Genomic DNA, 14,499 nt, shown 5'->3' on the forward strand with positions numbered 1-14,499 from the left:
AGGTTCGGCTGCTGCCGTCAGATTCTTAATCCTTTTACAGGTCTCGATAACCATTATGTTAAAACGATTTGCTTTGACTCTTTCACTCACCTCTTCACTCACGTTTGCCTGTGGCCTTCACCAAGATACCGGGTTTAGTTTGGTGACAGAGCCCGGTTCACTAGAGGTGTTTGGCAACGTCATCACAGCCAGACAAGACAATGAATTCAACAACCTCAATAAGCCAGATCACTTTCGACTCTTTGCCATCAAAGCTGCGCTTTCAAAACCCCATCCAAGCAAAATTGAGTTCAATTTATTCGAAGCAATTAAAGGTCATTACAGCCAAGTGAAGTTTGAGAAAGGTGTCGATGTGTCAGGCAGAGATACTTTGCCTACCGAGGAAGATCTCTTACTGATTACGGAACTCGATGTGTTCGATGCGCTAGCAACTGGCACCATCTCTTGGGATCACGCGATACTAAACGGCTTAGTGATCATCAACGGCCCACAAGATAAACGAGAACAGCTTGAAGATTGGCTTAGTGATATTTTTGAAGGGTAATAGCTTAAAGCGGGACAGATAAAAAGTCGTCAAACCCTCGGACTTCAGAACATTGAGGGTTCAACGACAAACTTAAATCAAAAAAGCGTAGGCAGCGGAATCAGTTCGAGCCCTAGTACGCCACTGATGCCCATCACCACCAGCAGAGAGACCTTGAAAACGGTCTTTGACCACTGAATGTAGTTGAGGCAATCGACCTTGCGGAATGTCACTTTGGTCCACATAAAGCAAACAGCCGCCGACACCGCTAGGTATTCATAACCCGCCTCTCCGAGTAAGAACAACGCCAGAGCAACTGCGCCAAACGCTACTACATACGCTTTCATGTGCTGATGTGCTTTGTCGACGCCCTCTTTCACCGGTAACACAGGTATACCTGCATCGCGGTAGTCTTGAATGCGGAACATCGCGATCGCATACGAGTGTGGCATCTGCCATAAACAGAACATGATGAACAATAGAACGGCTTCTAAGCTCAGGTAGTTAGTCACGCCAAGGTAGCCAACCAATGGAGGAACCGCGCCAGAGATACTGCCAACTAAGGTGCCGTAAACCGAATTACGCTTGTACCACATGGTGTAGAAAAAGACGTAAAACACATAGCCAAGCAACACCACAACCGCAGACATCGGATTAACAAATTGAAACAGCAGCGCCGTGCCTGCCAGCAACATAACTAACGCATAGATAAATGCGACGTCTGTGTTGATATTGCCCTGAACCAATTCACGGTTCTGGGTACGTTTCATTTTCTGGTCGATATCTCGATCAAAGATGTTGTTCACCACGCAACCTGATGCAATCACAAGCCCTACACCCGCTAAAGTCGTCAGTAACAACATCGCACTGGCTGGTTCTGTTTTTGCAGCGAGGAAGAACCCCGCCGCAACAGAAATCAGGTTGCCGAAAATGATGCCCGGTTTGGTAATAGACAAATATTTTTTCAGCATACCTTGGCCTACAACTTCATGTTGACGTTCATGTTGTAGATGATCCATACCGAGCCAGCGATAAGAATCAATACAACAATGGCGGTAAACATCAGTGACACCAAGTTCCAACGCCCATCGGAAGATTTCGCTTCCATATGTAAGAAGTACTTAAAGTGCACAAAGATTTGCACCAGCGCACAACCGAACAAGATCACGTAAGTTTCCGTGTTTGGTAGCGCATGTGCCCACACAATGTAGAACGGAATAATGGTGAGAATTAGTGAAGCAATAAAGCCTTTCACGTAATCCGTTGCACCGCTGTCTAGATGCTGTTCCATTACATCACCCCCATTAAGTACACGATGGTAAATACACAAATCCAAACGATATCAAGGAAATGCCAGAACAAACTTAAGCACTGGAAACGCATCGACATGTTGTCGTTCAAGCCTTTGGTTGAAAGTTGGTGATACGCCACCGCCATCCAGATAAGACCGAACGTTACGTGCAAACCGTGTGTACCAACCAAGGTAAAGAACGCTGAAAGGAACGCACTCTCTTGAGGACCATAACCTTCTGCAATCAAGTGGTGGAACTCATACACTTCCATACAGATAAAGGCTAAGCCCAATACGAAAGTCACTTTGATCCATCGCTTCAGTCCGGTCACGTCTTTGCGCTTCATTGCAATCATGCCAAAACCAAAGGTGATGCTACTGAACAGCAGCATCATGGTTTCGACAAACACGAACGGCAGTTCAAAGATGTCTTTACCTGTCGGCCCTGCAATTGATCCACTCTCAAGCACGGCATACGTCGCGAAAAGCGTGGCAAACAGGACACAGTCACTCATCAAGTAAACCCAGAAGCCAAACAACTTATTCCCCGCAGCTTCGTGGTGATGATCATGCGAGTGTGCAAGATCATAAGTGTGTGACGGAGTATTAGCTTGCATACGTCGTCTCCAAGTCATCTTTTTTGTCGTTGTTATCAGTGTCAGCGCTGTTACCACGACCAGAATGGTCGCCTTTCACTGACTGTTTCTTCGCTTCTGCAAGCTGTGCACGTCGAGCCGCTTCAATCGCTTTGATCTCTTCAACTTCCACGTAGTAGTCCACATCGTCGTTGTAGCTGTGTTGAATACACGTCACCACGATGCCTACTAAGCTTGCAGCCGCTAGCCACCAGATGTACCAGATCATTGCGAAGCCAAATGCCAACGCCCATGCAGACACATAAATGCCTGTCGGTGTGTTCTTCGGCATGTGAATACGTTCGTATTCTTCTTCCTGAGTTGGATCAAACTCACCACTTTGCTTTTGATACCAGAACGAATCGATCTCATCGCCCTTAGGCAATTTTGCAAAGTTATAGAACGGTGGTGGTGACGATGTCGCCCATTCGAATGTACGTCCGCCCCAAGGGTCACCGGTTAGATCTCGGTTTTGGTCGCGGTCACGAACACTCACGTAAATCTGAACGAACTGACACACCACACCCATCGCAATCACGCCCGTACCTGCAGCCGCAACCGCCAATAGTGGGAAGAACTCAGGGTTAATGTCTTGGCTCAAACGACGCGTCATGCCCATAAAACCTAGAGCGTAAAGCGGCAAGAACGCCATCAAGAAGCCGATGATCCAGCAGTAGAACGCGCGTTTGCCCCAAAGCTCGTTCAGAGTGAAACCGGTCGCTTTCGGGAACCAGTAACCAATCGCAGCGAAACAACCGAACACTACGCCACCGATGATTACGTTGTGGAAATGCGCAATCAGGAATACTGAGTTATGCAGAATGAAGTCTGCACCCGGTACTGCCATTAACACGCCCGTCATACCACCAACGGTGAAGGTGATAAGGAAGCCAACTGTCCACAACATAGGTGTTGTGAAACGGATACGACCTTTGTACATGGTGAACAGCCAGTTGAAGATCTTAACCCCGGTCGGGATAGAGATAATCATGGTTGCGATGCCAAAGAAGGCATTCACATTGGCGCCTGAACCCATGGTAAAGAAGTGATGCAGCCAAACCACAAACGCTAAAATAGTGATAGCCACCGTCGCCCATACCAGTGAGGTATAACCAAACAGTTTTTTGCGAGAGAAGGTTGCAGTCACTTCAGAGAACACACCGAAGATAGGCAAGATTAGGATGTACACCTCAGGGTGTCCCCATGCCCAAATCAGGTTCACATACATCATCACGTTGCCACCAAGGTCGTTGGTGAAGAAGTGCGTGCCGATGTATCTATCCAATGTCAGTAACGCGATGGTCACCGTCAGGATTGGGAAAGAGATGATGATCAGGATGTTGGCACACAGCGATGCCCACGTGAACACTGGCATCTTCATCATTGGCATAGACGGAGTACGCATGCGCAAAATGGTCGCGAAGAAGTTCACACCCGTTAATGTGGTACCCACACCGGATATTTGCAGCGCCCATATCCAATAATCGACCCCGACTCCCGGGCTTGCCTCAATACCAGAAAGCGGCGGATACGCCAACCAACCCGTACGGCCAAACTCACCTAAGCCAAGTGACATGTTGGTTAGGATGATACCCACCACAAACAGCCAGAAGCTCAGGTTATTCAGATAAGGGAATGCAACATCACGAGCACCGATTTGTAGCGGAACAATGATGTTCATCAAACCGATAACCAAAGGCATCGCGACGAAGAAAATCATGATCACGCCGTGGGCCGTGAAGATCTGGTCGTAGTGATGTGGCGGTAAATAGCCCGTCTCACCGGCTGCAGAAAGCAATTGCTGGCTACGCATCATTACCGCATCGGCAAAGCCACGAACTAACATCACCATCGCTACAGCAATGTACATGAAGCCCAATTTTTTGTGGTCTACAGAAGTAAACCATTCATTCCAAAGGTATTGCCACTTACCGGCTTTTGTTACCGCATACACCACTAAACCACCCACTAAAGCGATCATGGTTAACGTGAACAAAATAATGGGTTCGTGGTAGGGAATTGAGTCTAGAGTTAATCTTCCAAACATGACGATTATCCTTGGGTTTCCGGCAAACAGTTCATTGAACCAGGGTGCTGGGTCACGACATCAGTGAATAAAAATGGAGGGATACTGGAGAACAGAGTCACAGGTTCAGCGACACTTGGCGCAGCCAATGAACGGAATTGCTCCCAATCTTCAATACGGTCTGGGCTAGCTTTCACTTTTTCCACCCAGTTTAGAAACGCCACTTGATCAGGCATGGCTGATGCGGTGAATTTCATTTGAGAGAACCCTTTACCACTGTAGTTCGATGCAAAACCTTTGAAGTCACCTTCATGATTAGCAATCAAGTTCAGCTTGGTCACCATTCCCGGCATCGCATAAATCTGCGAACCAAGACGCGGGATAAAGAACGCGTTCATGATGTTGTCTGAAGTCAGCTTAAACGTCACCGGTACATCTTTCGGGAACGCCACATAGTTAACCGTCGCAATGTTTTGCTCCGGATAGATGAACAGCCATTTCCAGTCCAGAGAGACCACTTCGATCACCATAGGTTGCACATCACTTTCCAGAGGCTTGGAAGGCTCCAGTTCGTGTGTTGTTCGCCAAGTGATGGTGGCAAGAATCGCGATGATGATGATTGGAATCGTCCATACCACCACTTCGATCTTGGTTGAGTGCGCCCAGTCAGGTGCATACTCTTCCGTGGTATTGCTCTCGCGGTATCGGTAAGCAAAGTAGATGGTCATCAGAGTCACTGGGATGACGACAATCAACATCAGCAACAGAGCCGTGATAATCAGCTCTTTTTCCTGAACGCCAACGCTACCTTTTGGGTCGAGCAATGCGGAGTTACATCCTTCGAGCATCAGAACGGTTCCCAGCAAACCAATCTTCGACAAATTTGTCCTCGATAAAATGCGTTTATATCTTGAAGCTTCCATTAACTTTCTCGATGGTTATCCAGCCTCAGAACGAACGTCTGAGTACTGGTTGTCATGGTCATTAGAATATTTATGTGTTGAGCATGTGAAACGACACATCTCAAAGCGAAACTGAATTAAGCCCATTTCTGCATAGTTAAAACTGCCAAATTCAAACGACAGCACAACGCGGCCGAAACATTGCCGCGCGGTTAAAACCACACAAAAAATATGACTTAATTGTTACACTTTGAAATGCATTGTTACATTTGGCGCATTATGAGGAGTCGAAATTGAAAGCTCACCAAACAAACTTGGAAACTAACCTTCCAATTATGAAAGTGAAACATGGAAAACAGAGAAGGAATTAGCTACACGACATAGGCGTGCTACACATGCAAAACCAACACTGATAAGGGATGAGTAAGAATCGGGAGAGTCGGCGACCAACAATGATGAAGCGAAGTGATGTTTGGGTACATTAGAAAGCGTGAATTAAACAAAGCGTGATGAACATCAAATTTATGAATTCACATAGGATTTTAATGGTATTTAGAAAAGATATTGCTCCAATCAGAAACCCATTAGATATTCGAATAACACACTACTTTTCATTCGCAATAATGTCAGTGAGGTGCCGAAAAATAGTGTCAAAGATCGACCTGAAAAGCCGATTTGATGAGTATTTTTATCTGTTTTAAGTGGGTATTACTCCCCTCAAAGGAGAGGAGTAATCGTCCTTAAGAAAGGGATTATGCTGATGCTATGACGACTTTCTTACGCTGGTTTTTAGTCATTAAATAATAAACCACAGGCACAAAGTAGAAAGAAATAAGCGTGGTTAATACCGTTCCGCCCACAATCGCGACCGCAAATGGAGGCCAGAAGCCACCACCAGCAATGATCAGTGGCATAAAGCCGCCAACAGTCGTTATCGTGGTTGAGCTGATATGGCGAGTACACGACATCACAGCTTCAACGACTGCATCTACATTCCCGGAGGAAGCCTCTTTATCGAGTTTCAATTCGGTCAAAATCACAATGGCCGCGTTAATCGCTAAGCCCGCAATCCCAAGCATCGCGATAATCACCGTAAAGCCGAACGGATAACCGAAGAACCATACCGACAACAGCCCTAGTCCACCAGCCAACCCTGCTACCATGAAGATGATGCTGCTCATTCGGAACGAGTTGAATGACATCACCACCACCAGCACCATCAATACCACCACGACTGCGACATTCGAGATGAGGCTGTTGACTGAATTGTCTCGCTCCGCTGATTCACCACCAAAACCAATCGTATAACCCGATGGCATCTGATAGCTTGCTAAGCGTTTCTGGAATTCATTAAGGACGGTTTGAGGTAAAACACCCGCTTCAATGTAACCTTCAATGGTGTTCACTCGTTGCCCGTTACGACGAGTAATCGCGCCGCGGCTGGTCGTCAATTCCAGTTCTGCCAGAGTCGAAACATTAATTCCCGTTGAGTACACCTCAGAGCTAATTGGCAAACGAATATTGCTTAAATGCGCTAGGTTTTCACGCGCTTCATCCGCGACACGAACACGGATTGGTACCGACTCACTGCCTTCAATCACAGAGCCACTTTCACGACCTGTCAGCGTAGTTTGCAGCATACCTGCGAACTGGTTCAATGAAATACCGTTCAGCTTTGCGGTGTCTTCATCGACCTTCAACCACACCTTAGGTGTACCCGGTTGCAGCGTTTCCCTTGTGTGCGTCACATGAGGAACACCCGCCAAAATCAATCGCACATCCTCACCAATCGCTTTCAACGTATCGAGGTTTTCACCATACACTCGCAGTTCAACGGGCGCGGTAAATGGAGGCCCTTGGTTAAGCTTACGTACCAAAATTTGTGCTTCCGGCACCTCTTCATCCAACACCTTTTGCAACTGTGGAATTAGCGCATTGGCTTGGTCAAAGTTCTCTGTTTTCACCATGGCTTGCGAGAAGTACGGCGCGTTATTTTGCCTTGCTTGCAGGTTGTAATAGAAGGATGGGAAGTTTGCGCCCACTAGCCAATCAATGCGTTCCACTTCAGGGTAACGATGAATGATATCGTCGATTTTTTCAGAGGTGTTTTTGGTGGCGTAAATGCTCGCTTGCGGCGGCATGTAAACCTGAATCTCAAACATGTCTCGGTCTGATGGCGGGAAGAATTGCTCAGTCAGCTGAGACATACTCCAGTAACCGGTAAACGGTACCAATAACACCAAAGCAATCGTGATGGTTGGATGCGTGACGCCAAAGCGAACAGAAGACGAAAACCAACGCGTCAAAGCCGGGATTCTCAAACCCGTCATGTACCAATGGTGCCGCCCTTTCTTATCAACGTCGCTGAGTTGTTTCGGTAATAACTTGGTCGCTAAGCCTGCGATTAAGGTGTGCGAGATGATGTAAGAGCCGATCAATGAGAAAGAAACGGTAATCGCAATACCACCGACAAATTCACCCGATGCACCCGGCATCAAGATAATCGGAGCAAACGCCAACACGGTAGTTAAGGTTGAGCCTAATAACGGCACCCATAAATGCTTCAATGCATTCATGGTCGCTTCAGCGCGCTGTTGCCCTTTCAAGCGATAAGCTTGAATGGTATCGACCATCACCACCGCGTTATCCACCATGATCCCGAGCGCCACAATTAGGCCTGTCACCGACATTTGGTTAATCGGTACACCGGTCATTTTCATGATCGACAAGGTCAATAATGAGGTTAACGGCAGAGAAATGGCGACTAAGATCGCGGCACGCACGCCTAAAGTGACAAACAGCACAATCAAAATCAGACCGAAACCGATCATCAAGCTTTTGCCTAAATCGTCTAAGCGAGTCTCGGTATAACCTTGCTGATTAAAGAGCACGGTCACCTTAACGTTACTTGGTAACTCTTGCTCAAATTTACCAATCAGAGCATTAGCTCGCGACGTCCAGTTATCAACTCGCAGATCAGGGTGCATTCTTGCCGCGACAATCACACCCGGCTCACCATCTACAATAGCAATCTGGTCTTGTGGGGTTTTCTCACCACGTTTCACCGAAGCAATGTCTTCCATACGGATGATGTGACCTTTGCTATCAGTGGCTATTGGCACTTGCTTAATGCGTTCAATGGAATCCAGTTCAGATTTAATTTCTAAGCCAAAGCGAGAATAAGCACTGACCAGTTCACCCGCCGAGTTCTTGGCGTCTGCCCCTTCGAGCGATTCAGCGATATTGGCGCTTGAACGCCCTAGAGCAGCGGCATCGGCCGTACGTAAACTGATTTGAATCTCTTCTTGCGGCATCCCGTATTCATCAACGAATTCAGTACCCGACAAAGTTCTTAGTCGCTTGGCGAGCTCTTTGGCATAACGGCCCAGCGTTAACCTATCAGGCTCGCCTGCACCAGACCAAGTTAGAGATGCGATGGTCGTGAAAGCATAGGTATGGTCGCTATCGAGATCAGGCGATTGAGCACCCGCAGGCAAAATGGATTCGATATCAGATAACTTGTCGCGAGCTTGGGACCAGACGGGTTCTGGCTCGGTGATGGTGTCATTCAATTCTAGCGTGACAATCGATACGCTCGGCCTAGAGGTTGAACTCACCAATTTAACTTCACTCAGCTCACGCAGCTTGTTCTCGATTACCTCAGTAACCAAGGTTTCAACACGCTCGGCACTGGCGCCGGGGAAGCTGGTTGTGATGTTCGCGTAACGGTTGATGATTACTGGGTCTTCTGCACGTGGCAACGTCATGAACGCCGAAATACCACTGACCATCAGCAGCGCGGTCATCAAGATAAGCAGTCGAGTGTTGGAAATAGTCTCTATTATTTTCATACTATTACCTACTCAGCCGCACTGACTGGTTTCACGATTTGGCCCGGAACTAAGCGATGTAAACCACTGGCGATGACCTGTTCACCGTCTTCAATCGCCCCACTCACATACGCTTGTTGATTGTTGGCAAACAACACCTGAACACTTCTACGTTCAACCTTATTGTCTTCACCAATCACAAAGATGTTCCACACACCGCGCAATCCATCAATCAAACCCGTTAATGGCACCCAGTAACCTGAGTCATCAATCTGCTCATCAAATTTAAGGTAGGCAAGTTGCCCTTCCAATACCGATGATTGTTCAGGGAATAGGTAACGCAAACCGACACTGCGAGATTGGGTGTCGACCATTGCGCCGGGATTCAATAGCTCCACGGCATAATCTGTTCTCCCAACTCGGATGTTAGGCGAAGAAAGTGAGGTGACTTTTTGCATTTGGTGAGCAGGAATACCGATGAAGGCCTCTTTGCCCTCAGAAGCGAGCAGTGTAAGAGTTGGATTACCCACATTCACCACATCTCCGAGCGAAACAAAGCGCGTCGCGATGGTTCCAGAATAAGGCGCAAGCACTGTCGACTTCACCAATTTCAGTTCGTTGCCTTTTACCGATGCATCGATGCGCAACAAGTTCGCCTGCAATACGCGTTGCTCACTGGTGAGAGAATCAATCTCCGCTTCGGCACTGAAGCCTTTCGCTTTCAATGAACGTTGACGTTTAAGGTTCGCTGCCACCAAACTCAATTGAGCTTTGACTTCTTCAGCCTGCGCTTTCAGTTGGCTAGACTCGGTTTCCAAAAGTTGAGTATCCAATCGGATCAATGGCTGACCCGTTGTGACTGTGTCACCGACATCCACCAGAATCTCATTGACCTTACCCGCCAATTCAAAACCCAAATTCGCCTGCTGCCCGGCCTTTACCACACCGACATATTCACGCTGTACCGCATACGATGGAGAGCGTTCCAAAGCGACAGTTTCTACTGTTAAGACTGTCGACGCTGCACTACTCGATTCCACTGCAGCATTATCTGCATCGGATGCTGTCTCGGCTTGTGTATTTTCACCACACCCGACAAGAAGAGTCGACAACGCCACTGCTACTGCGCTTCCCTTCATCAATTTATACATACTTCCTGTTCCTATGCGGTACTCAATTATGTTCTTTTTTTAGACTAACCAAATCAAACTAGACTGTCTAGTTTGATTGTGTTAGAAATAAGTTTCATCGTTAATGATTGATAAAACCATCACAAAAAGCATAATGCTTAGCGTAAAACGAGACACATAGAACTGAGCACCAACAGGCACCAAGCAAAGAGACAAACTAGGTAACGAGACAACACTAAGTAACGAGAAGCAAGCACGTGACAAAAATCATCAAGAGTGAACAGAAGAGATCGCAGATCTTAACCGCAGCCAGCCAACTTTTCTCTGAACATGGCTTCAAGATCAATATGGATCAAATAGCCAAAGCAGCGAACGTTTCCAAGCAAACGGTCTACTCTCACTTTAAAAACAAAGACGAGCTTTTCGAAACCTGCATGCAAACTAAGTGTGCCGAGCGCGAACTCAGCCCTTCTGCTTTTGATATGAATGCCACTTTGGAAGACGAATTGGTGAAGTTTGGTGTGAAGTTTCAAGATTTGTTACTTGATGAGCAGTCCAGACAGACCTTTCAAAATGCTGTGAGCCAATCCAACACGCACCCAGAGATCGCCTCTATCTATTTAGAAACTGGGCCTCAGAAAACCACCAAATTACTTGCTGATTATTTGCAGTCGAAAATAGACTCTGGTGATCTCACACTGTCGACATCAAGCTCACCAGTCATTGCAGCACGCCAACTGTTGCTGATGTTTCACGGCAAATCGGCGTATTGGTCATTCTTCGGTCACGATAGCGGAGAATCCGAAGAAGAAAGGCTTCACTACACTCGCGAATGTGTCGCGCTATTCTTGAACGGCAACCAGCCTCGTTAATTGTAGCTCTATCTTTGAATAAAAAAGGCACAGAGAAATTCATCCTCTGTGCCTTATCAATCATCAGTCACTCTCAGCAATAACAGCGATCGGTTTATTGGGTATGTTCCACAACGATCAGCTCATCGGTATTGAAGCCACGCTCTTTCGACATGGCTTTAAACTTCTCCATCACTTCTGGTGCGACTTCAGGCGTTCTTGCGAGTAGCCATAAGTAATCAGTGTCGGGCCCAGAAACAAACGCGTATTGGTAGCCCTCTTTGTCTAATTCAAACACGACATAAGCGCCGTAGAAAGGGCCAAAGAAAGACACTTTCAAATAGCCTTGTTCAGAGCCCTCAACGAAGTACGCTTTTCCTTCCGCTTCGTTCCACTCACCTTCTTCCGCCGAATAACCACGGTTAATCACCTTCACGCCGCCATCATCACGAAGGCTGTATTCAGCGCTGATGTTGTCTAAGCCACGCTCAAACGAGTGATCCAAACGAGCCACTTCGTACCATTTCCCTAGGTATCGTTCCAACTCAAACTGTTGAACAGGCTTTACCGTTTCGGGCATGCCAACACAACCACCCAATAAGATCACGCTAAGCAGCAATAATATTTTTTTCATCCTAACCTCGACTTGTTTTTATTAGTAATGCGAGTAAGTCTCTTGAAAACATAAACTTACATCCTTGGTAATACGTTAAATCCATTTTTATAGCTCACTTAACTGTAATTTATTCAGAACCTTATGTGAATTGTTTAGTCTGCGAATGGATTCGCAATCCTTTATTGACGAGCTGTATTCCCACAACCACCTCAAAAGGCACTGGAATTACATTCAAACAAGAGAGCAACCAAGGACACTTTATTATTAAAAATTCACGATATGATTCTCGCCACTCGCTTTCTATACTTACTAAACCGTGGAACATGGAAGACATAATAATGAATAACAAGCTCACTCTGCCACGTACTGCATGGATAGCATTACTCACAAGCTTATCGGCCGTAGCGCCGGTGCTTGCACAAGCCAACACTATTGTTCAAACACAAACACCAGTTCAAGCGCAAACATCTGTTCATAACCAAAGTGCTGACCAGATCTTTATCAATGCTGATATATACGGGCATCGTGAGTCGGACTCGATCGTTACCCACAAAGGCAAGATCATCTTCATTGGTAACCAATCACAGGCGCAAACTTTTCAAGGGCAAAGCACTGATGTCATTGATTTAGACAATGCCTTTGTCCTTCCGGGATTTATTGATAACCATAACCATGTGTTTGAAGCCGCCTCAGAGCTGGGTGGCAATTGTGAACTCGACTCTGAAGCAACGTTAGAAGAGCAAATCCCCTACTTAGAAGCGTGTAAGATCAATGCTGATACCGATGGCAGAGGTTGGCTTATAGGCTATGGTTTTTCTTTGGAAGCGACGCTCGATAGCGACTCTGACTACACGCCACTAGAGATCATCGACAGTGTCTTCCCTAATCGCCCCGTGGTGCTTATGGAGCAGACTTCACACTCGATGTGGGTCAACTCAAAAGCACTAAAAATCGCTCGAATCAGCCAACAATCTCCAGACCCACAAGGCGGTGTTTATTTAAAAGACCAAGACAGCAGCAAGCTCAATGGCATCTTGCTAGACAATGCTGGCGATCAAGTGATGGAGATGGCTTGGAATAGCCAAAGTGAACTGTTTGAGCAAAACTACCAAGGCTTAATGTTCGGGCTTGAGGAAGCGGCAACCCACGGCATCACCACCATTGGCGACGGTCGCATGTATTGGAAACGAGGTTGGTATGACGTTTGGCTAGAGGCCGAGCAAAATCAAGACTTAACGGCGCGAGTATCGCTACGCCCTTGGGTGTACCCATCGATGGTGATGTCTTCTCAATTAGAAGTCTTTGAGAAAATGCATTCCGACGATAAAAGCCATCTGTTACTTGTCGATCAGGTGAAAATGTACAGTGATGGCATCTTTATCAATGGCACCGCCAAAACACTCGCGCCCTACTTAGATACTTATCTACCCCAGTCTCCTAATGGCTTGAACTATATTCCGCCAGAACAAATGAAAGAATGGTTAACTGCGCTCGAGAAAATCGGCTTTAGCGCCCACATTCATGCGATTGGTGATGGAGCGGTTCGTGAATCTCTTGATGCGATAGAAAGTATTCGCAAACAAGGTTCAACCAAACCCTACACCCTAACCCATGTCGAATTAATCAATGATGAAGATGTGCCACGCTTTCGCCAGTTAGATGTAACTGCAGATTTCCAAGTTGGCTCTGATTACGTTGCAAGGCATCAACACCAATGGGCTGAAGCTTTTCTTGGTGCTCGCCGTGCCAAAGCCATGATGAACCTCGACGCGATACTCAAGACCGACGCGAATATCACCTTAAGTAGTGATTGGAATGTACACGACATCAACCCTTTGGTCGGCATCGCGAACAGCTTAATCATGGGCAAAACCGGCCTAACTGATATTTATACCGCGATTGATGCTTACACACTCAATGCCGCCAAAAGTCTTGGAATTGAAGACGTAACAGGTTCTATTGAGGTGGGGAAATCCGCTGACTTCGCCATTCTCGAACGCGACATCACCACAGTGTCAGCAAGACAAATCGCTAAGACTCAGGTGTTGATGACGGTGTTACGCGGGGATGTGGTTTACGAAAAATAAAGCCAATTAGCGTATCGAATTGGTTATCGCAACTCAAACGAAAACGAGCCAGCTTATTCAACTGGCTCGTCTGTTATTCACATCTGTATTTTAGTTCTGTTACGCGTTGGTCTCTTTAAGCGCTTTCACATGTGAATCTTGTTTGTCATCCAGAGCAAAGTAGATCTTCGATACAATCACTTCAGCAACCAGAATCGTAAATACCACAGCGAAGAAAGCAACCACGCCGCCCCAAGGTCCTGTAAAACTCACCTTATCTCCGAACAGAAGGTTAATCGCTTCTAGCATCACGAATTTTGAGCCCACCAAGATAATGTAAGTGGTGATTGCTCGGTACACCTTAGGTGCAGTGCCCGGCTTGCTTTTGAAGTGTTCAGCAATCTTGTGCTCTAAACCAATAGAGAGCTTCAATAATAGCTGCAACAACAACGCCGCAATCAAAGATATAGTGAAAGACTCAATGTTGACGAAGTCCCAGTACTCATCGAAGAAGTTAAGCACTACTAAGTCCACCAGCACGGCTAACGTGTAACCTACGAATAGACGTTGTGGTGTGTTGAACCCGTAAACTTTGTCTGATTTAGTCATTCTGTCTCTCTCTAATCTAA

At 46.6% G+C, this 14,499-nt stretch carries 12 protein-coding genes; 3 read left to right on the forward strand and 9 right to left on the reverse strand.

Translation table 11 applies throughout. The features are described from left to right. Positions 1-55: 55 nt before the first annotated feature. On the forward strand, positions 56-544 hold the full coding sequence (locus AB4138_RS02010; protein WP_372304823.1) for a hypothetical protein: 489 nt from the start codon (positions 56-58) through the stop codon (positions 542-544). Between the two features lie 77 nt (positions 545-621). On the opposite strand, the gene cyoE is transcribed toward AB4138_RS02010, so the two are convergent. The 7 genes from cyoE to AB4138_RS02045 all read right to left on the reverse strand — a co-directional run bounded on the left by cyoE (position 622) and on the right by AB4138_RS02045 (position 10,358). Beyond that, positions 622-1,542, reverse strand: coding sequence for a heme o synthase (cyoE, locus tag AB4138_RS02015; protein ID WP_372304826.1), 921 nt, complete (start codon positions 1,540-1,542; stop codon positions 622-624). Continuing rightward, a complete protein-coding gene (gene cyoD, locus AB4138_RS02020) occupies positions 1,503-1,814 on the reverse strand; it encodes a cytochrome o ubiquinol oxidase subunit IV (RefSeq protein ID WP_372103797.1) in 312 nt (103 codons plus the stop codon). Before cyoD ends, cyoE begins: the two co-directional genes overlap by 40 nt. Continuing rightward, complete coding sequence (gene cyoC, locus AB4138_RS02025) at positions 1,814-2,449, reverse strand: cytochrome o ubiquinol oxidase subunit III (RefSeq protein WP_080967339.1); 636 nt, start codon at positions 2,447-2,449, stop codon at positions 1,814-1,816. Before cyoC ends, cyoD begins: the two co-directional genes overlap by 1 nt. Beyond that, entirely contained in the window at positions 2,421-4,496 is a 2,076-nt protein-coding gene (gene cyoB / locus AB4138_RS02030) for a cytochrome o ubiquinol oxidase subunit I (RefSeq protein WP_372304829.1), read from the reverse strand. The genes cyoC and cyoB overlap by 29 nt, the downstream gene beginning before the upstream one ends. 5 nt (positions 4,497-4,501) lie before the next feature. Continuing rightward, complete coding sequence (gene cyoA, locus AB4138_RS02035; RefSeq protein ID WP_372304832.1) at positions 4,502-5,398, reverse strand: ubiquinol oxidase subunit II; 897 nt, start codon at positions 5,396-5,398, stop codon at positions 4,502-4,504. Between the two features lie 731 nt (positions 5,399-6,129). Next, on the reverse strand, positions 6,130-9,228 hold the full coding sequence (locus AB4138_RS02040; protein WP_372110964.1) for an efflux RND transporter permease subunit: 3,099 nt from the start codon (positions 9,226-9,228) through the stop codon (positions 6,130-6,132). Between the two features lie 8 nt (positions 9,229-9,236). Further along, positions 9,237-10,358, reverse strand: a complete 1,122-nt coding sequence (locus tag AB4138_RS02045) for an efflux RND transporter periplasmic adaptor subunit (protein ID WP_372110962.1) — start codon at positions 10,356-10,358, stop codon at positions 9,237-9,239. 236 nt (positions 10,359-10,594) lie between these two features. Between AB4138_RS02045 and AB4138_RS02050 the strand changes: the two genes are divergently transcribed. Continuing rightward, entirely contained in the window at positions 10,595-11,209 is a 615-nt protein-coding gene (locus tag AB4138_RS02050) for a TetR/AcrR family transcriptional regulator (RefSeq protein WP_102393158.1), read from the forward strand. A gap of 94 nt (positions 11,210-11,303) precedes the next feature. Here the strand turns inward: AB4138_RS02050 and AB4138_RS02055 are convergent, their stop codons facing one another. Next, positions 11,304-11,822: a lipocalin family protein gene (locus tag AB4138_RS02055; RefSeq protein ID WP_017060193.1), complete on the reverse strand. Its 519-nt coding sequence runs from the start codon at positions 11,820-11,822 to the stop codon at positions 11,304-11,306. Between the two features lie 320 nt (positions 11,823-12,142). Here AB4138_RS02055 and AB4138_RS02060 point away from each other — a divergent pair, with 320 nt between their 5' ends. Beyond that, positions 12,143-13,891 (forward strand): amidohydrolase, encoded by a 1,749-nt coding sequence (locus tag AB4138_RS02060; RefSeq protein WP_372304835.1) that lies wholly within the window; start codon positions 12,143-12,145, stop codon positions 13,889-13,891. 99 nt (positions 13,892-13,990) lie between these two features. Here the strand turns inward: AB4138_RS02060 and AB4138_RS02065 are convergent, their stop codons facing one another. Next, a complete protein-coding gene (locus AB4138_RS02065) occupies positions 13,991-14,479 on the reverse strand; it encodes a hypothetical protein (RefSeq protein ID WP_017068109.1) in 489 nt (162 codons plus the stop codon). Positions 14,480-14,499 lie beyond the last annotated feature (20 nt).

Origin of the sequence: Vibrio sp. 10N.286.52.C3 (genome assembly GCF_041468865.1) — a bacterium.
Classification (GTDB): domain Bacteria; phylum Pseudomonadota; class Gammaproteobacteria; order Enterobacterales; family Vibrionaceae; genus Vibrio; species Vibrio crassostreae_C.